Raw genomic sequence first — 18584 nt, forward strand, 5'->3', positions numbered from 1 at the left:
CAAATAACCATATACAATATTATTCGCGGGAAAAACTTGTGTTTCCTGTAATTTTTTTATACAATAAAGGTGTGAGTTTTCTGTGTATTATGAATATGGAGGGAAACGGTATGGCCAGTAAGTTTTATCGCTGCAGCAAATGCGGCAACATTGTGGGGTTGATTCATGAAGGCAAGGGGACGATGATGTGCTGTGGGGCCGCTATGGAGGAATTGACGGCCAATACCACGGATGCAGCCCAGGAAAAACATGTGCCGGTGGCGGAATACGATGCCGGGGCAGGTTTGCTCAAGGTCACTGTAGGTTCTGTGCCCCATCCTATGACGCCGGAGCATCTGATTGAGTGGATTCATGTGCAGACGAAGCTGGGAGGGCAGATGCGGAAGCTCACGCCGGAGGATAAGCCGGAAGCAGTTTTCAAGCTTGCCGATGGAGATGCCCCGGTAGCAGTATTTGAATATTGCAATCTTCATGGCCTGTGGAAGAAAGATATCTGAAATATGATGCGAAAGATTATTGTCTGTTTGCTGGTTCTGCTATGTATGACAGCAGAAGCATTGGCCGGAGAGCTGCAGATCATAGATAAGCCTGTTGTCTGGTCGGCGTATCGGGAGCAGCTTATCCGTGAATACGCCCAAAAACATTATGGGCTGGATCAGGTTTATATTACCCCGCAGGCTGTGGTCGTGCATTGGACGGCTTCCAATACCTGGGAGTCGGCGTACAATCACTTTTACCATGAGGCCAGAGGGGATGGAACCTTGAATGTGGCCTCTCATTTCCTGGTTTCCCGGGAGGGGCAGGTCTATCGGCTGACACCGGAAACAGCGCTTAACCGGCATATCATCGGTTATAACTGGTGTGCCATCGGCATTGAAAATGTTGGCGGCGTCGGTGGAGTCGAGGATTTGACGGCAGCACAGCTGGAAGCCAATGTGGATCTGATTCGTTACCTGCAGGAAAAGTATCCCACCATCCGCTATGTATTTGGCCATTATCAGCAGGATATGGCCAGAAGCAGCGGCCTGTATAGGGAAAATGTGGCGGGCTACCGCTCGGAAAAGATTGACCCGGGACACAGCTTTATGGCAGCTCTGCGGGAACACCTGCAGGGATCCGGTATTACCTTTTATGAGGAGTAGAGGAAGATAGTTTTGGGAAAGTGAGGGAGGTTTATCATGATCAAGCGGATTCTTGTGGCTTTCGCCGTGGTGGCGGCATTGGTATTCTCAGGTGCAGCCGGTACGGATACTGATGCGGAAGCAGCTCATGTGTATGTGGGAACTTATAGTGACGGTACGGACGCTTATCTGGTGACGGAAAGCGTGTATGTAAAGAGCCGCAGTCCCTACACCTTTAACTGTACCATCGTTTATTCGGGGGTAAGCCTTCACTATTCGTTCTATCCGGTGAATGGCAGCCCGTATTATCGCAACTCTGAAGGTTACGAAGGCTATGTTTTCGGTGGTCAGTCTCCGGTGGCTTCCAATATCTACCAATACGTCGTAAATCACTGGTAAAACTTTTGCAAACAAAAGAGGTTTCCCAAGCGAGGGAACCTCTTTTGTTATTTAATAGGCAAATGCGATCTGTGCCATGGACTTCATGGTTTCGATGGCCCGGTAACGGCTGGAATAATGTTCCGTCATGATGACGAAGATCATATCCCGGTTGCTGTGGTAGATGATGCCGCCGTCATCATAGAGTCCGCCGAGTTCGCCGGTCTTATGGGCGATAACAGCACTGGGAAGGGCGGCGGGGAAACATTCCCGGTCGGTCTGTCCCTTGAGGTAGGAGAGCATGATTTCGTCCTGCTCATAGCCCACACAGTCGTGATGGTAGATCTTTTGGAATAGATTGCCCAAGTCCGTCACGGAGGTGTAATTTTCCCGCCCGGCATTGACGGCGGCAAAGTCCATCATTTTGCGGGCCAGGGTTGTATCATGATAACCGTTGCGCCGGATATAGGCGTTGATATCATCCATGCCTAACAGGTCAATGATCAGATTGGTGGCGGTATTGTCGCTTTCCGTTATCATCAGGCGCAGGACTTTGTCCAGAGGAATTACAGAGCCGCTGGGGTAGCCACAGAGGACACCGGCTCCGCCGACTTTGTCCCCGGAATGGAGGGTGATGCCCATATCCAGCGAAAGCTGTCCATCCCGGACTTTTTCCATGGCATTGGCCAGCAGGAATACCTTGATCATGCTGGCGGAGCGCATGGGCTCCGATTGGTAGATGTAGGGGGCGCGGTTTTCCTGCGGATACGCGGCATAAAGGGAATAGCGGGTGCTGTCGGCATTGGATAAGGCCGTGATTTTTTCAGCTAGAGCTGCATTATCTGTGGAGGGGGCTGATTCGGCATTGGCATGAACCATAGGTGTAATGGCGTTGGCAATGGAAGTCGTATTTTGCATAAAAGCGGATAAGGAAAGCAGGGCCAAAGAGAGAACAAACAGTCCGATACCTATCTTTTGATAGGTAAATTTCTTCTTTTTCATAGCAAACACCTCCTAAAAGTAAAACCACTTAGATAATTATAACATAATTCAATCATCGCTGTGGCGAATATAAAGCAATCTCTTTATGCAGGGGGAAGTATTGACAGATTTGTTAAAATAAGAATATAGTAGTTTTTTACAAAGGATGAGCAAATGATTGAGATAAAACAATTGACAAAAAAATTTCCTCATCGCACCAAATCCGGAGGTACAGGGGAAAAGGTGGCTGTGGACAATCTTTCCTTCAACATTCCAGAAGGGGAGATATTTGGTCTTCTGGGGCCCAATGGGGCCGGGAAGACCACGACGATCCGCATGTTGACCATGCAGCTGGCGCCTACCACAGGGCGTATTTTTTATGGGGGAAAGGACGTATTGGCGGCCCCTCAGGATATCAAGAAATTGATCGGCGTGGTGCCGCAGCATGTGAATTTTGACCAGGATCTGACCGTAGGGGAGAATATGGAGCTTCATGCCCGGCTCCATCATCTGGGAAAAGCGGAGCGGCAGAAGCGGATTGCAGAGCTTCTCGCTTATGTAGACTTGGAAGATGTGGTGAATGATGGGGTGCGCAGGTTGTCCGGTGGCATGAAGCGGCGGCTTTTATTGGCCAGGGCGCTTATCCATAAGCCCCGGATTCTCTTTATGGATGAGCCCACGGTGGCTCTTGATCCGCAGGTGCGCCGCAAGATATGGGATTTGATCCGCCAGCTTTCCCGGGAACAGGTGACGGTTTTCCTGACCACCCATTATATTGAGGAAGCGGAAGCGCTTTGTCAGCGGGTGGCAATCCTGGACAAGGGGAAGCTGACGGCTCTGGATACCCCGGACAATCTCAAGGAGCGGCTGGGAAAATTCACGGTGGAGTGGGATGAGGAACAGGGCCGTGCCTATAAGTTCTTTGCTCATAAAAAGGATGCTGCAGCCTTTGCAGCTGATCAGGAAGCGGCGGGTGGCATATTGATCCGGCCTACCAATCTGGAGGATGTTTTTGTGGAGCTTACCGGACGCAAGGAGGGCTTGTGATTGTTATATGATGTTTGGACGGTCTTTTGGCGGGACTGGGTGGTTCTGAAGCGGCGGCTGACGAAGTTCATCCTGGCCCGCATGGTTGCACCTATGCTCTATCTGGTGGCCTTTGGCTGGGGCTTGGGGCGCAGCATTCAGGTGAGTGGCGGCAGTTATCTGGATTTTCTGGTGCCGGGCATATTGGCGCTCAATTCCATGAATATCAGCTTCAACAGCATTACGCCGGTACATGCCGAGCGCATCTATCATAAGAGTCTGGAGGAATATCTGATCGCTCCCATTGCGCCGGATGCCTTTGTCCTGGGCAAGGTGCTGGCAGCGGTGCTCAGAGGGCTGATTTCCAGTGCCATCATTGTCCTGCTGGCCTTTTTGTTTGGCGCGAATTTGCAATTATCGCCGTTGCTATTGCTGGTGCTGGTCTTGAACTGCATCATCTTTGCGGAGATTGGTTTCTTTGCCGCCATGAAAATCAGCACGTATGAGGAAATGAGTCAGGTGAATACCTATATCCTGCTGCCCATGTCGTTCTTGTGTGGGACGTTTTTTTCCACCCATGCCTTGCCGGATCTGCTGCGGTATTTCATCGAGGTGCTGCCTTTGACGCATACGAGTTTCCTGCTGCGCAGCCTGGCGGGCGGTAATGGATTGGATGTCGTCTCGCTGGTGGTGTTGGTCATTTATGCCGTCGGCGGCTTTTATCTGGGCAGCCGGGCCTTCCGCAATCTGGTGCGGTGAAAGGAGTAAAGGGATTTGTTTCGGAATATCATGCATCATAAGGCTTCGTCCTGTTCGGATTGTGTCAAGCTTTGCTGCACGAAAATCGAGAATTTCAGCGTGCAGGCAGGGAGCCTTACAATATTCAAGGATGTGAATATCCATCTGCATTGCGGCCAGTTGACGGCCCTTATCGGCCCCAATGGAGCGGGGAAGAGCACCCTGCTGAAGGCTATTCTTGGTGAGGTGTCTCATAAGGGCACCCTTCATTATGCTGATGCTGAGGGGCGGCGGGGCAATCAGCCGGTGATTGGCTATGTGCCGCAGTATCTGAACTTCGATGTGAGCGCACCGATAAGTGTCAAGGATATCTTCCTGGCCTGTCTGGGGGAGAAGCCCGTATGGCTGACTTCGGGGCGCAAGCTCAATGCCCGGATCATGAAGAATCTGGCCCGGGTGCATGCAGAACATCTGCTGGAGCGGCGGTTGGGCGCCTTATCCGGCGGTGAGCTGCAGCGGGTGCTTCTGGCCCTAGCTTTGGATCCGTTGCCGGATCTGCTGCTGCTGGATGAGCCGGTTTCCGGTGTGGACCAGAATGGTCTGGAACTCTTCTACGAGATCCTGGCAGAGTTGCGGGAAAAGGAAGATATGGCCATCCTGCTGATTTCCCATGATCTCAATATGGTGGCCAAACATGCCGATCAGGTGGTGCTGCTGAATAAGGCAGTAGTGACCAGCGGTACGCCGGAGGAAGTCTTTGCCGATAAGCGCACCCGACAGATTTTCGGCATGTTGGCCAGTGCAGGAAAGGAGGAGATCTGATGGCGGAGATTTACAGCATGATGGATATGTTGCTGCCCTTTGAATGGGCGCATTATACTTTCATGAAGCACGCCTTTCTGGCCATTCTGCTGATCACGCCGCTATTTGGCCTGCTCAGTACCATGGTGGTATCCAATCGCATGGCGTTTTTCTCGGATTCCCTGGGGCATGGTGCCTTTACCGGTATCGCCATCGGCGTTTTATTGGGCATGACATCGCCCTTGCTGTCCCTGATTCTTTTCTCCATTGTCTTTGCGGTGTTCATCACCTATATCAAGAACAGGAGCACGGCTTCCACCGATACGATCATCGGTGTGTTTTCGTCCACGGCCATTGCCATCGGCTTGATGATCATGAGCCATGGGGGCGGCTTCAATAAATTTTCTTCCTTTCTGATTGGTGATGTGCTGAGCATTACGGCAGATGATCTGAAGGCGCTGCTGTTGGTCTTTGTGCTGGTGCTGGCCGGCTGGGGCTTTCTCTTTAACCGCCTGCTGGTCCTTTCCATCAATTCAGCCTTTGCGCGCAGCCGTGGCATCAGTACGTTCTGGGTGGAAAGTGTCTTTGCGGCCCTGCTGGCGGTCGTGGTGGCCATCAGCATCCAATGGGTGGGTATCCTGATCATCAATGCGCTGTTGGTATTGCCTGCGGCGGCAGCCCGCAATGTGACCAACAATGTGAAGGCATATCAGCTCGTTTCTGTATTTATTGCCATGGCAGCCGGCTTCAGTGGGCTGCTGCTGGCCTATTATTTCAATATGGCAGCCGGCGCAACCATTGTGGTGCTGGCTGCGCTGATGTTCTTTGTGACATTGGCACTTAAAGATCGTTTTGTCTCCTGAGCACGTATAAAAAAGGCGCTGCAGACAAGCCGCAGCGCAATGCAGAAGGGGAACGCTGTGCATTAACCTCCTTACTGTATTCAAGGGGAAGAAGGATTAACACACATTCGATTGGTAACCTGGGTATATATTTCGCGATGAGATTAAAAAAATCCTCTTTTTCGTAGAAAAAGAGGATTTTTATTATCGCTATTTATTATTCGCGGCCGAGACGATCGCGGAGGATTACGTCATGGGAACCGCCTTCCACGATACTCGTAGCGGATACCAGCGTGAGTTTTGCCTTGTCGCGGAACTCGGGCAGGGACAGGGAGCCGCAGTTGCACATGGTGCTGCGGATCTTGGCCAGAGTCGTGCCAACGTTGTCCTTGAGCGGGCCGGCGTAAGGAACATAAGAGTCAACGCCTTCTTCGAAGGAGAGTTTCTTGGAGCCGCCCAGGTCGTAACGCTGCCAGTTGCGGGCACGGTTGGACCCTTCGCCCCAGTATTCCTTGTAGTAGGTGCCGTTGACTTTGACCTTATCCGTCGGGCTTTCGTCAAAGCGGGAGAAGTAGCGGCCCAGCATCAGGAAGTCTGCACCCATGGCCAGAGCCAGCGTCATGTGATAGTCATGGACGATACCACCATCGGAGCATACGGGGATGTAGATGCCCGTTTCTTCATAATACTTATCGCGCTCACGGCAAACGTCAATCAGTGCCGTAGCCTGACCGCGGCCGATACCCTTGGTTTCGCGGGTGATGCAGATGGAGCCGCCGCCGATACCGACTTTGATGAAGTCTGCGCCAGCTTCAGCCAGGAAGCGGAAGCCTTCGGCGTCAACGACATTGCCGGCACCGACTTTGACATCTTCGCCGAAGTTTTCATGGATGTATTTGAGGGTGATGCGCTGCCATTCGGAGAAGCCTTCCGAGGAGTCAATGCAGAGTACATCAGCACCAGCCTCTAAGAGGGCAGGTACGCGTTCTGCATAGTCGCGGGTGTTGATACCGGCGCCTACGATGTAGCGCTTCTGGTCATCGATGAGCTCGAGCTCATTGTCTTTGTTGGCATTGTAGTCTTTACGGAAAACCATGTAGAGGAGGCGCTGATTCTTGTCAATGATCGGCAGCATGTTCAGCTTGTTTTCCCAGATGATGTCATTGGCCTGACCGATGGTGGTGACTTCCTCAGCCTTGGCATAAACCAAATTCTCGAAAGCCGTCATGAATTCGCTGGCCGGCGTGTCCATGGACATGCGGGAAACACGGTAGTCACGGCTGGTTACGATACCCAGCAGCTTGCCATTAGCCGTGCCGTCTTCGGTTACGGCCATGGTGGAGTGGCCCGTATCCTGCAACAGATCGAGGATTTCAGCAAGGGTCGTAGTCGGTTTAATATTGGAGTCACTGCTGACAAAACCAGATTTGTAATGTTTCACCCGGGAAACCATAGCGGCTTCATTTTCGATGCTCTGGGAACCGTAGATGAAGGACACACCGCCCTCTTTGGCCAGTGCGATAGCCATGTTGTCATCGGAAACCGCCTGCATGATGGCAGAGGTCATGGGGATGTTCATGGTAATCTTCGGTTCCTCACCCTTGCGGAACTTGACCAGCGGTGTTTTCAAGGAAACATTTGCCGGGATGCATTTGTCCGAGGAATAGCCGGGAACGAGGAGATACTCGCCAAAAGTGTGTGATGGTTCTTCAAAATAGAATGCCAACTTAACCCCTTCTTTCTTAATACTAGTGAATCTACATAAAGCCATGAGCGGCGCGTACCGCCATGTATATTGTTTTATATCTTAATATATATAGCAGGCTCGTGTCAATCAGAAAATTAAATTCATGTTACAAGTTTACACCTATATAATAAGGAAATGCAACTAGCAGCCTGCCTTACCCGGTCAAGCTGCTAGTTAATCATCACGTATTCTATTTTCATTATCTTCATGGGAACCAGTCTTACGGGCCCATTGGACTCCCCTCCTTCACGAGCCATATCAACTGTTAGATGAAGCTTCTCTACGGCTAGCTATTACCTTTTTCGAGATGCTTCTACATCTAATTTATAGATATGATAGCATAGAAAAGAAGCAAAGTCAATAATTTTCTAAAACTTTCAACAAATAGCGGGAAAACGAAAAAATGTCATTTGTCCCTTGCATTTTTAGTATGTACAACGTATAATAGGCAATGTTATGAGAACGTAATAGCAGGTACTAAATTCGGAAGGAGGTGTACGAATGGCAAGAGTCAAGAAAAAAATCCGTCAGGAGCTTTTGATCGAGAAGGTAAAGGTCAAGCCTTTCCTGACTGATGAAGAATTAGCTAAACAGCTGGATGTCAGTGTGCAGACCATCCGTTTGGATCGTCTGGAGCTGGGGATTCCCGAGCTGCGGGGGCGTATCCGCAAGATGGCGGAAAATGCCCAGAATAAGGTGAAGTCCATACAGAGTGGTGAAGTGGTCGGTGAGCTTATTGACCTGGAACTTGGTCATTCGGGCATTTCCTTGCTGAGAATCACGGAGGATATGGTCTTTGCCAAGACGCAGATCGCTAAGGGGCATTATATGTTCTCTCAGGCCGATTCCCTGGCCATGGCCATCGTGGACGCACCCATGGCAGTCACCGGCGTGGCCAACGTGAAGTACAAGGTGCCTGTGCATGTAGGCGAAAAGCTGATCGCCAAGGCGGAAATCGTCAAAGTGCGAGGTAATAAATATTTTATATGGGTGAAAACCCATAATGAAACCCAAGAAGTTTTCCGCGCGAAATTCATCGTGGTTTCCTGGGGAGACAGATAAGGGGGAATAGATTCGTGAAAATTGCAGTTGATGCAATGGGAGGCGATTTTGCTCCCGAACAGATTGTTTTCGGCGCCGTGCGGGCGGCGAAGAAATACGGTTGTGAAATCGTCCTGGTAGGCGATGAAGAGAGAATCCGTGAAGTATTGAAGCGGGAAAAGGGCTGGGAGAATCTTGGCATTACCATCCATCATACCAGTCAGGTCATCGAGATGGATGAACATCCTGCCGATGCCGTACGGACGAAGAAGGATTCTTCCGTAGTGGTTGCTACCCGGCTGGTAAAGGAAGGCGAGTGCGATGCAGTGCTGTCCGCTGGCAGTACCGGGGCAGCGGTAACGGCAGCCCAGCTGATCCTGAAGCGTATCAAAGGCATTGGCCGGCCGACGATAGCCACGCCGATTCCCACGACCAAGGGTGTTACCCTGATGTTGGACTCCGGGGCCAATGTGGATTCCAAGCCCATTCATCTGGTGCAGAGCGGCATGATGGGTTCCATCTATGCGGAATATGTCTTTGGCATCAAGAATCCCCGGGTGGGACTCTTAAATATCGGCGAGGAAGAAACCAAGGGCAATGAGCAGGCCAGAGAGACTTATCCGCTGCTCAAAGAACTGCACAGCATCAACTTTTGCGGCAATGCAGAAGGCCGTGATATTCCCAAGGGAAATTTCGATGTTGTAATTTGTGATGGATTTGTGGGCAATGTTGTGTTAAAATTTGCAGAGGGCTTAGCAAAGACCATCATGAAACTTATCAAGGAAGCCATCAAGGACGGCGGCATCTTGGCCAAACTAGGGGCACTGCTCCTGATGCCGACTTTGAAGAAACTGGGCAAGCGCCTGGATGCTTCCGAATACGGCGGTGCACCGCTTTTAGGTGTCAACGGCGTGTGTATCATCAGTCATGGTTCGTCGAATGCAAAGTCCATTTGCAGTGCTATCGGTGTAGCGAATGATTATGTGAACGGCAAGGTGCTGGAGCATATCAGGGAAACGCTGGAGCAGGAAGAAGTATTAATGAAAGAGTCTTAATCGTGGCCGGACGAGGAATCCAGCGTTGAGAGAGGCTAAGGAGGACGTATTTAATGTTTGAAAACAATGCAATCTGTAAGTTACTGAACATAAAGTACCCGATTTTCCAAGGCGGCATGGCTTGGATTGGTACGGCAGAACTGGCTTCGGCTGTTTCCAATGCCGGTGGTCTGGGCCTTATCGGTGCCGGCCATATGCCCCCGGAAATCCTGCGGGCAGAGATCCAGAAGTGCAAGGGCTGGACGGATAAGCCCTTCGGCGTGAACATCATGCTGATGAGCCCCTTCGTAAAAGAAGTAATGCAGGTTGTTATTGATGAGCGTGTACCGGTCATCACTACGGGTGCCGGCAATCCCGGCGAATATCTGCCGGCTTTGAAGGAAATCGGCACGAAGGTTATCCCCGTGGTGGCCTCTGTAGCACTGGCTAAGCGTCTCGTGCGCATTGGTGCCGATGCCGTTATCGCTGAAGGTACGGAATCCGGCGGCCATATCGGTGAGATTACGACCATGGCGCTGCTGCCGCAGGTTGTGGATGCTGTGGATGTACCGGTAATCGGTGCTGGTGGTATCGGTGATTCCCGTGGCATGGCTGCAGCTTTTGCCCTGGGTGCGCAGGCTATCCAGATGGGTTCCCGCTTCGTACTCAGTGAAGAATGTATCGCCCATGAGAACTACAAGAAGCTGGTGCTCAAGGCAAAGGATCGTTCCACGGTGGTTACGGGCAAGAGCCTGGGCCATCCGGCTCGCGTGATTGCCAACAAGCTTTCCCGCAAGTATGAGGAAATGGAAGCTGCCGGTGCATCCGCAGAAGAGCTGGAACAGCTGGGTGTAGGCAGCCTCCATCGTGCAACCCATGAGGGCGATGTGGAGAACGGCTCCGTCATGATTGGTGAAATCTCCGGCATGCTTAACGACATCAAGCCGGTGAAACAGATTATTGAAGACATTGTTGGCGGTCTGCCAAATGTTATAACTGCTATTCAGGGAAATTGCAAATAATTGGGGGTTATAGTCTTGAACAAATTAGCATTTGTATTCCCGGGACAGGGTGCTCAGGCTGTAGGCATGGGCAAGGATTTCTGTGAACAGTACGAAGTGGCCAAGAAGCTCTTCCAGGAAGCGGACGAAGCATTGGGGTATTCCATCAAGGATATGTGCTTTGAAGGCCCGGCCGAGGATCTGAAGCTGACGGCCAATACGCAGCCGGCTATCCTGACCATGAGCGTGATTGCCAACGAAATCCTGAAGGAACATGGCATCCAGCCGGACGTGGTTGGTGGCCATAGCCTGGGTGAATATTCCGCTCTCGTTGCTGCTGATGTACTGGATTTCCAGGATGCAGTCCTGCTGGTGCATAAGCGTGGCCAGTTTATGCAGGAAGCTGTTCCTGTAGGACAGGGCGGTATGGCAGCAATCATCGGCCTGGCTGATGAGGTTATCATCGATGCCTGTGCCAAGGCTACGGAAAGTGCTGGTGAAGTGCAGGCAGTGAACTTCAACTGCCCTGGTCAGACGGTTATCGCCGGTACCACCGCAGGTGTAGAAGCAGCAGTAGAGCTGCTGAAGGAAGCTGGTGCCAAGAAGGCAGTTATCCTGCCGGTATCCGCTCCGTTCCATTCCACGCTGATGAAGCCGGCTGCTGAAAAGCTGGCTGCTGAACTGGATAAGGTTGACATCCGCGATGCCAAGATTCCGGTGGTTTCCAACTTCACGGGTAAATTGGAAAATACGGCAGCGGAAATCAAGGCCAATCTGGTAGCTCAGGCTGACCATCCGGTCAAATGGATCGACTGCGTCAAGACCATGCAGGAATTCGGTGCTGACACCTTCGTAGAAGCCGGCCCGGGCAAGACGCTCTGCGGCTTCAACCGTCGCATCGACAAGAGCCTCACCAGCATGAACGTGGAAAATCTTGAATCCTTGCAAAAAACTCTTGACTATTTCAAGGAGGTTCGCTAATATGCTTTTAGATGGAAAAGTTGCCCTGGTTACGGGCGCTTCCCGCGGCATCGGCAGAGCCATTGCCCTGAAGTTAGCGGCAGAGGGTGCCAAGGTTGCCATCAACTATGCCGGCAACACGGCCAAGGCAGAAGAAGTCAAGGCAGAAATTGAGAAGAATGGCGGCGAGGCCATTCTCGTACAGGCTGATGTGGCAGATGCGGCTGCTGTAGAAACCATGGTAAATGCCACGGTTGAAGCCTTTGGCCAGATCGATATCCTGGTCAATAACGCCGGTATCACCCGGGATGGTTTGATGATGCGCATGAAGGACGAAGATTTCGATGCGGTCATCAACACGAACCTCAAGGGCGTGTTCTACTGCACGAAGCTCGTGTCCAAGCTCATGATGAAGAAGCGCAGCGGCCGTATCATCAATATGGCATCTGTTGTTGGCCTGATGGGCAATGCCGGCCAGACCAACTATGCAGCAGCCAAGGCTGGCGTGATTGGTTTCTCCAAATCCGCAGCCAAGGAACTGGCGGCCCGTGGCATCACGGTGAACATGGTAGCACCGGGCTTCATTGACACGGATATGACGGCAGCCATGACGGACAAGGCACGGGAAATGACGCTGACGGGGATTCCCTTGAACCGCATGGGCACGCCGGAAGACGTGGCTAACGCTGTAGCGTTCCTCGTTTCTGACAATGCATCCTATATCACGGGCCAGGTCATCAATGTAGACGGCGGCATGGTTATGTGATATAACTATAGATGGACATCAATTTAAGGAGGTGAAACTTCATGACTTTTGATAAAGTAAGAGATATCGTTGTTGAGCAGTTAGGTGTTGAGGCTGACGAGGTTGCACTCGAGTCCACATTCATCGATGATCTGGGTGCTGATTCCCTGGATATTGTTGAGCTGATCATGGCTTTCGAAGAAGAATTCAACATTGAAATTCCGGACGAAGCTGCTGAGAAGATCAAGAGCGTTCAGGACGTAGTTACCTACATAGACCAGAACAAATAAGTTTGAGCGTCTTACCTGTTTGAAAATCCCGTGAAACTTGTTTTCGCGGGATTTTTCAAGGTAGGTAAGCTTGATTGGAGGAGTAACATTGAAACTTCCAGAGCTGAAAATAGGCAATAAGGTCGCACGTGTACCTATCCAACAGGGCGGTATGGCGATTCGCTTGTCCACAGCCCGTCTGGCGGCAGCCGTAGCCAACGAAGGCGGTATTGGCCTCATTGCGGCATCAGGTATGAGCCATGACGAACTGCGTTATGAAATCCGGCTCGCACGTTCGCTTACGTCTGGTATCATCGGTATCAATATCATGGTGGCAGCCAATGACTTTGCGGAAGTCGTCAAAGTCGCTATCGAAGAAGGCATTGACCTTGTGGTAGCTGGGGCTGGTTTTTCCCGTGATATGTTTGCACTGGGGAAGGAATCCGGAACGCCGATTGTTCCTATCGTTTCTTCCGTTAAATTAGCTAAAATTTCAGAGCGTCTTGGCGCTACGGCAATTGTCCTTGAAGGTAAAGAAGCTGGCGGTCATCTGGGGACGGACACTTCCGTTCGCGATTTGATTTCCGATGTCAGCTCCGCCGTGAATATTCCGGTTATTGCAGCCGGTGGCATCCTTCATGGCCAGGACATCGTTGATTTGATAAAGATGGGCGCTGCCGGCGTCCAGATGGGTTCCCGGTTTGCAGCTTGCGAGGAAAGCAATGCGGCCCCGGCCCTCAAAGAATATTATCTGAAATCCAAACCGGAGGATATTGTGGTTATCCATAGTCCTGTTGGCCTGCCGGGCCGTGCTGTGCGCACGCCGTTTTCGGCTAGGGTAATGGAAGGGCCCGTACCTCCCAAGCAGTGTGATGCCTGCCTGAAGGCGTGCAAGCACAATTTCTGCATCATCCGGGCGCTGACTCGCGCACAGCAGGGCGATGTGGAGACAGGTCTGGTCTTTACGGGCGAGTACATGCCCCGCATTGACAAGATCATGACCGTGCATGAGATTTTCGAGCAGCTGATAGCGGAGGCTGAAGCTGCCAACTGAGCATAGTCTGTTGCTAAAGTAGATGAGAGGAGTTATTCGTTTTGAGTAATCGCGTAGTAATCACTGGTGTAGGTGCCATTACCCCGATTGGTATTGGCAAGGATGAATTCTGGAAAGGCCTGATGGAAGGCCGCAACGGCATCGACAAGATCAGCCGTTTCGATGCTTCTGACTTCACGGCTCAGATTGCCGGTGAAGTAAAGGAATTCGATGCTACCCAGTATATCGATAAGAAAGAATCCAAGCGTATGGACCGCTACACCCAGTTTGCTGTAGCTGCAGCAGACCTGGCTATCAAGGATGCCGGTCTTGATCTGGAAAAGGAAAACCTTGACCGCGTAGGTACTTTCATCGGTACGGGTATCGGCGGTATCGAAACCATGCACAGCCAGTACGAGAAGTTCTTCGCTAAGGGACCTTCCCGCATCAGCCCCTTCTTCGTGCCCATGATGATCGCGAACATGGCTGCCGGCCAGGTGGCTATCACCTACAAGCTCCATGGTCCTTCCAGCTGCACGGTTACGGCTTGCGCTACGGGTTCCAACTGCATCGGCGATGCGTTCCGTGTGATTCAGCGTGGTGAAGCTGATGTGATGGTAGCCGGTGGTACGGAAGCTGCTGTTTCCGAAGCTGCTGTGGCAGGTTTCGCTGCCATGAAGGCCCTCTGCATGGACCATAACGATGATCCGGCTCATGCTTCCCGTCCCTTCGACAAGAACCGCAGCGGTTTCGTCATGGGCGAAGGCGCAGGCCTCGTAATCCTCGAAAGCCTCGACCATGCCAAGGCTCGCGGCGCTCATATCTACGCCGAAGTTGTAGGCTATGGTGCTAATTCCGACGCTTACCATATGACCAGCCCGGCTCCCCATGGTGAATACCAGGCTAAATGCATGCAGCTGGCTCTCGATGATGCCGGCATGAAGGCAAGCGAAGTTGACTATGTAAATGCTCATGGTACTTCCACGCACCTGAATGACCAGGGCGAGACGGAAGCCATCAAGGCTGTATGGGGCGAAGCTGCAAAGGAAGTTTCCGTTTCTTCCATCAAGTCCATGACGGGCCACATGCTCGGTGCTGCCGGCGGTGTGGAAGCTATTGCTACGGCTATGGCTATCGAAAACGATATGCTGCCCCCGACCATCAACTACGAAACTCCGGATGAAGGCCTCGACCTCGACTATGTGCCTAACAAGGCCAAAGCCAAGACCGTTCGTGCCGCTATGTCCAACTCCTTCGGCTTCGGCGGCCACAATGCCTGCCTGCTGCTGAAGAAGTTCGCAGAATAAGAGGATAACGGGCGATGGGAGATATTTTGTCGGCGAAACGCAAGGGAGAGCTGTTGGAGCTGGCTGCCCGCCTGGGCGTGGAGTTCAGGGATCTGTCCCTGCTGCACAAGGCTCTGATCCATTCCTCCTATGCCAATGAAGCCAAGGAAAAAAACATCGTCCATAATGAACGTCTCGAATTTTTGGGAGATGCGGTGCTGGAGCTTGCCTCCAGCACCTATCTTTATATGCACTTTCCGCAGATGCCTGAGGGACAGCTGACCAAGACAAGAGCCAGCATCGTCTGCTCCACCAGCCTTGCGGAACTTGCCCGGACGCTTCATTTGGGCGACTATCTGCTGCTCGGTCATGGTGAGGAAATGAGCGGTGGCCGCGACCGGCAGACCAATCTGGAAGATGTGTTTGAATCTGTGATCGGCGCCATCTATCTGGATCAGGGCTGGGAAACAGCGCAGGATTATGTTGTCCGCCAGCTGATGCCTCTGTTCAGGCAGGCAGAGCAGGGGGCCATCCTCAAGGACTACAAGACCATCCTGCAGGAAGTAGTCTATCAGGAAGCCCAGCAGACGGTAAGTTATGAACTGGTCAGCACCTCCGGCCCTGACCATGACAAGACCTTCACTTTCAACGTCTGCATCACAGGCAAGGTCATGGGCACCGGCACCGGCCGCAGTAAAAAAGAAGCCGAACAGAGAGCGGCTAAAGAAGCATTAGTCAAACTTCAGGGACAGAGATAGCCTGCCCCTGGGGGGGAGGTGTCAGCCGCAGGCTGACGAAAGGGGCAAAAGGTGATATACTATGCGTAAATTAGTGATTTTAGGCACTGGCTTTGCCATGGCCACGAAATGCTTCAATACCTGTTTTTATCTGGAACTCGAGGATGACAGCCTCTTCCTGACGGATGCCGGCGGCGGCAATGGCATTCTGCGGCAGCTGGAAGTGACAAACTTCGACTACAACAAATGCCATCATATGTTCGTAACGCACGGCCATACCGACCATGTATTAGGCGTGGTCTGGGTTATCCGCAAAGTGGCCGACCTTATGAACAAGGGAAAGTATGAGGGGCAGTTCCATATCTACTGTCATGATGTGGTCAAGGACATGCTGGAAAAGATGTCGGCCATGACCTTGAAGAAAAAGGACTTTGCCCGGGTGGGGACGGATATCCTGCTCCATGAAGTGACAGACGGCCAGAGTGTTGACCTGCCGATGTTCAAAATGACAGCATTCGATATTATGTCCACCAAGGCCAAGCAGTTTGGTTACGAGCTTCAATTTGCCGATGGTCTGAAGTTCACCTGCCTGGGTGACGAGCCTTACAACGAGCACGCCCGTCCTTATGCTGAAAATGCGGACTGGCTCCTAGCTGAAGCATTCTGCCAGTACAAGGACAGGGATATCTTCAAGCCCTATGAGAAGAATCACAGCACGGTCAAGGAAGCCAGCGAGTTGGCCGAGGAATTGGCGGTGAAGAATCTCGTGCTCTATCATACGGAGGACAAGCATATCGCCACCCGCAAGGCGGACTATACGGCAGAGGCCAAAGAATATTATCATGGCAATATCTTTGTTCCGGATGATTTGGATGTAATCGAATTTTAATAACGCAGGTATTTACATAAAGCCGCTGGGGAACCTTTTCTGCAGCGTTTGGCGCGAAGCGTCTAAGCGTAAGAAAAGGTTCCCCAGCGGCTTTTCATATGGGATGTTACACAGAAAACATCTTATTGATCAGATCATAGTATCTGCGCAGTATGATGGCCAGCTCCTGCCGTTCTTTTTCCGTCAGATTTTGGGCGTGACTGTCGAACCGTTGACGGAATAACTCCATATGGTTCTCGAGCAGACGTTTTCCCTTGTCGCTGATGGTAATCAGGATGCGGCGTCGGTCTTTGACATCCGGTTCCTTGCCAACATAATTGGCGCAAACCAGTTTATCAATGATATTGGTCATTTGCTGTTTTGAGATATTCAGCTGTCGGCTGATATCAGTAATGGCCATGCCTGCTGTGTCCATCAGGGTGCAGAGCACCGCGAATTGATTGAGTGGCAGGGGCACCTGGGTCTGCCGGCCAAAATTATTATGCAAGAGTACCATGATTTCCACAAATTGCTGGGATAAACGTGGTTTGTCTTGGGCTTCCATGATAAAACTCCTTTAATTCTTGACTTTTGTTTAACTATAATATACTATATATATCATAAATAGTAAACATTTATTTACTATTCCGTTGAGGTTTAGGAATGAAATGTTGTCATAAACGAGGGAGGGGAGCAGTGCGCTCTCTTGCTTTCTGTTTATGTGGAAAAAGGAGGTTCATAAATTGTTTTTGCCGAAAAACAAGAAGACGAAGGCTTTGCTGATTGGCATTTCCTTGGCCATCTCCACCAGCTTTGTGGTGGCAGGCTGCGGCAATCAGCAGCAGCAAGCGCAGCAACAGGGTGCGCAGGTCAAGGTCATGCAGGTCATGCAGCAGGATACGCCGCTGACCAGCGAATTTGCCGGTCAGATTGTGGGGAAGGACGAGGTCAAGGTACAGTCCAAAGTATCCGGCAATGTGGTGGAAAAATACGTGAAGGGTGGCCAATGGGTGGAAGCCGGCCAGCCGCTTTACCGTATTGATGACCGCCAGTATACTTCTGCTGTATGGCAGGCCCAGGCAAATCTGGCCCAGGCCCAGGCAACTTTGAGCAATGCGCAGAATGATTTGGGCCGTTATCAGCAGCTGGTACAGTCCAATGCCATTTCCCGGCAGACCTATGACAACCAGTTGGCCAATGTCAACGCTTATCAGGCAGCAGCGGATGCCAATCATGCACTGCTGATCAAGGCGCAGCAGGATCTGGCCGATACCACGATTTATGCACCCATGAGCGGCAAGCTGGCCGTGGACGATGTGGCAGTGGGTACCTTTGCCAGCGCCGGTTCCACCAATCTGGTGACCATCGGCTCGGCAAGTCCTGTCTATGCCAAGTTCAATGTATCCGAAACGGATTATCTGGAATATATGAATGCTATGATGCAGGGCGGCAATCAGGTAAAGCCTGTGGTGACCATTACCTTGTCCGACGGAACCCAGTATCCTTTGGAAGGCGAAATCGTGGAATCTGACCGTTCCCTGTCCGAAAATACCGGTACGCTGACCATGAAGGCCATTTTCGATAATCCGAATGGCATGCTGATCCCTGGCATGTTTGCCCGGGTTCGTCTGTCCGGTCAGACCATTCCCAATGCCATCCTGGTGCCGCAGCGGGCTGTGCAGCAGCTCCTGGGCAAGTCCTTTGTCATGGTGGTCAACGGTGACGGCAAGTCTGAAGCCCGCACGGTGCAGCTCGGTGAAAAGATTGGCAGCTACTATGTCATCAAGGACGGTCTGACGGCTGCGGACATGGTCGTTGTAGAAGGTTTGTCCAACCTGCAGGAGGGTGTGCCCCTCAATGTTACCATGGTAACGGCTGAAGATATGGGCTTCTCCCTGATTCCGGATACGACCAAGTTCAATTCCAACGAGATTGCTGGTTCTACAGATAAATCGGAACAATAAGGAGGCGGCGAT

General features: G+C 51.6%; 21 protein-coding genes. 18 read left to right on the forward strand and 3 right to left on the reverse strand.

Translation table 11 applies throughout. The annotated features are described in order from the left end of the window. The first annotated feature begins 110 nt into the window (after window positions 1-110). Genes SELR_RS03750 through SELR_RS03760 form a run of 3 tightly spaced genes read left to right on the forward strand, consistent with a single transcriptional unit; the run spans window position 111 to window position 1520 of the window. Entirely contained in the window at window positions 111-497 is a 387-nt protein-coding gene (locus tag SELR_RS03750; RefSeq protein WP_014423866.1) for a desulfoferrodoxin family protein, read from the forward strand. Between the two features lie 3 nt (window positions 498-500). Continuing rightward, window positions 501-1142, forward strand: a complete 642-nt coding sequence (locus tag SELR_RS03755) for an N-acetylmuramoyl-L-alanine amidase (protein ID WP_014423867.1) — start codon at window positions 501-503, stop codon at window positions 1140-1142. A gap of 36 nt (window positions 1143-1178) precedes the next feature. Beyond that, complete coding sequence (locus SELR_RS03760) at window positions 1179-1520, forward strand: hypothetical protein (protein WP_014423868.1); 342 nt, start codon at window positions 1179-1181, stop codon at window positions 1518-1520. Window positions 1521-1571: 51 nt separating this feature from the next. Here the strand turns inward: SELR_RS03760 and SELR_RS03765 are convergent, their stop codons facing one another. Further along, window positions 1572-2501 carry a serine hydrolase gene (locus SELR_RS03765; RefSeq protein WP_014423869.1) on the reverse strand — a complete coding sequence of 310 codons (930 nt, stop codon included), beginning with the start codon at window positions 2499-2501 and terminating at the stop codon, window positions 1572-1574. Window positions 2502-2654: 153 nt separating this feature from the next. On the opposite strand from SELR_RS03765, the gene SELR_RS03770 reads away from it, so the two are divergent. The 4 genes from SELR_RS03770 to SELR_RS03785 are packed head-to-tail and all read left to right on the forward strand — an operon-like array spanning window position 2655 to window position 5908. Then, window positions 2655-3527 (forward strand): ABC transporter ATP-binding protein, encoded by an 873-nt coding sequence (locus SELR_RS03770; protein ID WP_014423870.1) that lies wholly within the window; start codon window positions 2655-2657, stop codon window positions 3525-3527. Further along, window positions 3528-4265, forward strand: a complete 738-nt coding sequence (locus SELR_RS03775) for an ABC transporter permease (RefSeq protein WP_014423871.1) — start codon at window positions 3528-3530, stop codon at window positions 4263-4265. A gap of 15 nt (window positions 4266-4280) precedes the next feature. After that, window positions 4281-5066 carry a metal ABC transporter ATP-binding protein gene (locus SELR_RS03780; protein WP_014423872.1) on the forward strand — a complete coding sequence of 262 codons (786 nt, stop codon included), beginning with the start codon at window positions 4281-4283 and terminating at the stop codon, window positions 5064-5066. Continuing rightward, the gene (locus SELR_RS03785) at window positions 5066-5908 is read left to right on the forward strand and encodes a metal ABC transporter permease (protein WP_014423873.1); all 843 of its coding nucleotides are present in this window, start codon (window positions 5066-5068) and stop codon (window positions 5906-5908) included. Before SELR_RS03780 ends, SELR_RS03785 begins: the two co-directional genes overlap by 1 nt. A gap of 196 nt (window positions 5909-6104) precedes the next feature. On the opposite strand, the gene SELR_RS03790 is transcribed toward SELR_RS03785, so the two are convergent. Continuing rightward, a complete protein-coding gene (locus SELR_RS03790) occupies window positions 6105-7613 on the reverse strand; it encodes an IMP dehydrogenase (RefSeq protein WP_014423874.1) in 1509 nt (502 codons plus the stop codon). 522 nt (window positions 7614-8135) lie between these two features. On the opposite strand from SELR_RS03790, the gene fapR reads away from it, so the two are divergent. The 10 genes from fapR to SELR_RS03840 all read left to right on the forward strand — a co-directional run bounded on the left by fapR (window position 8136) and on the right by SELR_RS03840 (window position 16629). Beyond that, on the forward strand, window positions 8136-8696 hold the full coding sequence (fapR, locus tag SELR_RS03795; protein ID WP_014423875.1) for a transcription factor FapR: 561 nt from the start codon (window positions 8136-8138) through the stop codon (window positions 8694-8696). A gap of 14 nt (window positions 8697-8710) precedes the next feature. Continuing rightward, on the forward strand, window positions 8711-9730 hold the full coding sequence (gene plsX, locus SELR_RS03800; RefSeq protein WP_014423876.1) for a phosphate acyltransferase PlsX: 1020 nt from the start codon (window positions 8711-8713) through the stop codon (window positions 9728-9730). A gap of 53 nt (window positions 9731-9783) precedes the next feature. Beyond that, the gene (fabK, locus tag SELR_RS03805; RefSeq protein WP_014423877.1) at window positions 9784-10731 is read left to right on the forward strand and encodes an enoyl-[acyl-carrier-protein] reductase FabK; all 948 of its coding nucleotides are present in this window, start codon (window positions 9784-9786) and stop codon (window positions 10729-10731) included. 15 nt (window positions 10732-10746) lie between these two features. Continuing rightward, on the forward strand, window positions 10747-11691 hold the full coding sequence (gene fabD, locus SELR_RS03810) for an ACP S-malonyltransferase (RefSeq protein WP_014423878.1): 945 nt from the start codon (window positions 10747-10749) through the stop codon (window positions 11689-11691). Window position 11692: 1 nt separating this feature from the next. Continuing rightward, a complete protein-coding gene (fabG, locus tag SELR_RS03815) occupies window positions 11693-12436 on the forward strand; it encodes a 3-oxoacyl-[acyl-carrier-protein] reductase (protein ID WP_014423879.1) in 744 nt (247 codons plus the stop codon). 41 nt (window positions 12437-12477) lie between these two features. After that, window positions 12478-12705, forward strand: coding sequence for an acyl carrier protein (locus SELR_RS03820; RefSeq protein WP_014423880.1), 228 nt, complete (start codon window positions 12478-12480; stop codon window positions 12703-12705). An 88-nt stretch (window positions 12706-12793) separates the two neighbouring features. Continuing rightward, entirely contained in the window at window positions 12794-13738 is a 945-nt protein-coding gene (locus tag SELR_RS03825; protein WP_014423881.1) for an NAD(P)H-dependent flavin oxidoreductase, read from the forward strand. 41 nt (window positions 13739-13779) lie between these two features. Beyond that, window positions 13780-15024, forward strand: coding sequence for a beta-ketoacyl-ACP synthase II (gene fabF / locus SELR_RS03830; RefSeq protein WP_014423882.1), 1245 nt, complete (start codon window positions 13780-13782; stop codon window positions 15022-15024). 14 nt (window positions 15025-15038) lie between these two features. Beyond that, window positions 15039-15761: a ribonuclease III gene (gene rnc, locus SELR_RS03835; protein WP_014423883.1), complete on the forward strand. Its 723-nt coding sequence runs from the start codon at window positions 15039-15041 to the stop codon at window positions 15759-15761. 61 nt (window positions 15762-15822) lie between these two features. Beyond that, on the forward strand, window positions 15823-16629 hold the full coding sequence (locus SELR_RS03840; protein WP_014423884.1) for an MBL fold metallo-hydrolase: 807 nt from the start codon (window positions 15823-15825) through the stop codon (window positions 16627-16629). 106 nt (window positions 16630-16735) lie between these two features. On the opposite strand, the gene SELR_RS03845 is transcribed toward SELR_RS03840, so the two are convergent. Beyond that, window positions 16736-17173, reverse strand: a complete 438-nt coding sequence (locus SELR_RS03845; protein WP_014423885.1) for a MarR family winged helix-turn-helix transcriptional regulator — start codon at window positions 17171-17173, stop codon at window positions 16736-16738. A gap of 178 nt (window positions 17174-17351) precedes the next feature. On the opposite strand from SELR_RS03845, the gene SELR_RS03850 reads away from it, so the two are divergent. Further along, a complete protein-coding gene (locus SELR_RS03850) occupies window positions 17352-18572 on the forward strand; it encodes an efflux RND transporter periplasmic adaptor subunit (RefSeq protein ID WP_231848112.1) in 1221 nt (406 codons plus the stop codon). Window positions 18573-18584: the final 12 nt, after the last annotated feature.

It is taken from the genome of Selenomonas ruminantium subsp. lactilytica TAM6421, assembly GCF_000284095.1.
GTDB classification, from domain to species: domain Bacteria; phylum Bacillota; class Negativicutes; order Selenomonadales; family Selenomonadaceae; genus Selenomonas_A; species Selenomonas_A lactilytica.

Coding starts and splice junctions, on each gene's coding strand:
- SELR_RS03750 (WP_014423866.1), top strand. CDS start 111: ATGGCCAGTAAGTTTTATCGCTGCAGCAAATGCGGCAACATTGTGGGG.
- SELR_RS03755 (WP_014423867.1), top strand. CDS start 501: ATGATGCGAAAGATTATTGTCTGTTTGCTGGTTCTGCTATGTATGACA.
- SELR_RS03760 (WP_014423868.1), top strand. CDS start 1,179: ATGATCAAGCGGATTCTTGTGGCTTTCGCCGTGGTGGCGGCATTGGTA.
- SELR_RS03765 (WP_014423869.1), bottom strand. CDS start 2,501: ATGAAAAAGAAGAAATTTACCTATCAAAAGATAGGTATCGGACTGTTT.
- SELR_RS03770 (WP_014423870.1), top strand. CDS start 2,655: ATGATTGAGATAAAACAATTGACAAAAAAATTTCCTCATCGCACCAAA.
- SELR_RS03785 (WP_014423873.1), top strand. CDS start 5,066: ATGGCGGAGATTTACAGCATGATGGATATGTTGCTGCCCTTTGAATGG.
- fapR (WP_014423875.1), top strand. CDS start 8,136: ATGGCAAGAGTCAAGAAAAAAATCCGTCAGGAGCTTTTGATCGAGAAG.
- fabK (WP_014423877.1), top strand. CDS start 9,784: ATGTTTGAAAACAATGCAATCTGTAAGTTACTGAACATAAAGTACCCG.
- fabG (WP_014423879.1), top strand. CDS start 11,693: ATGCTTTTAGATGGAAAAGTTGCCCTGGTTACGGGCGCTTCCCGCGGC.
- SELR_RS03820 (WP_014423880.1), top strand. CDS start 12,478: ATGACTTTTGATAAAGTAAGAGATATCGTTGTTGAGCAGTTAGGTGTT.
- rnc (WP_014423883.1), top strand. CDS start 15,039: ATGGGAGATATTTTGTCGGCGAAACGCAAGGGAGAGCTGTTGGAGCTG.
- SELR_RS03840 (WP_014423884.1), top strand. CDS start 15,823: ATGCGTAAATTAGTGATTTTAGGCACTGGCTTTGCCATGGCCACGAAA.
- SELR_RS03845 (WP_014423885.1), bottom strand. CDS start 17,173: ATGGAAGCCCAAGACAAACCACGTTTATCCCAGCAATTTGTGGAAATC.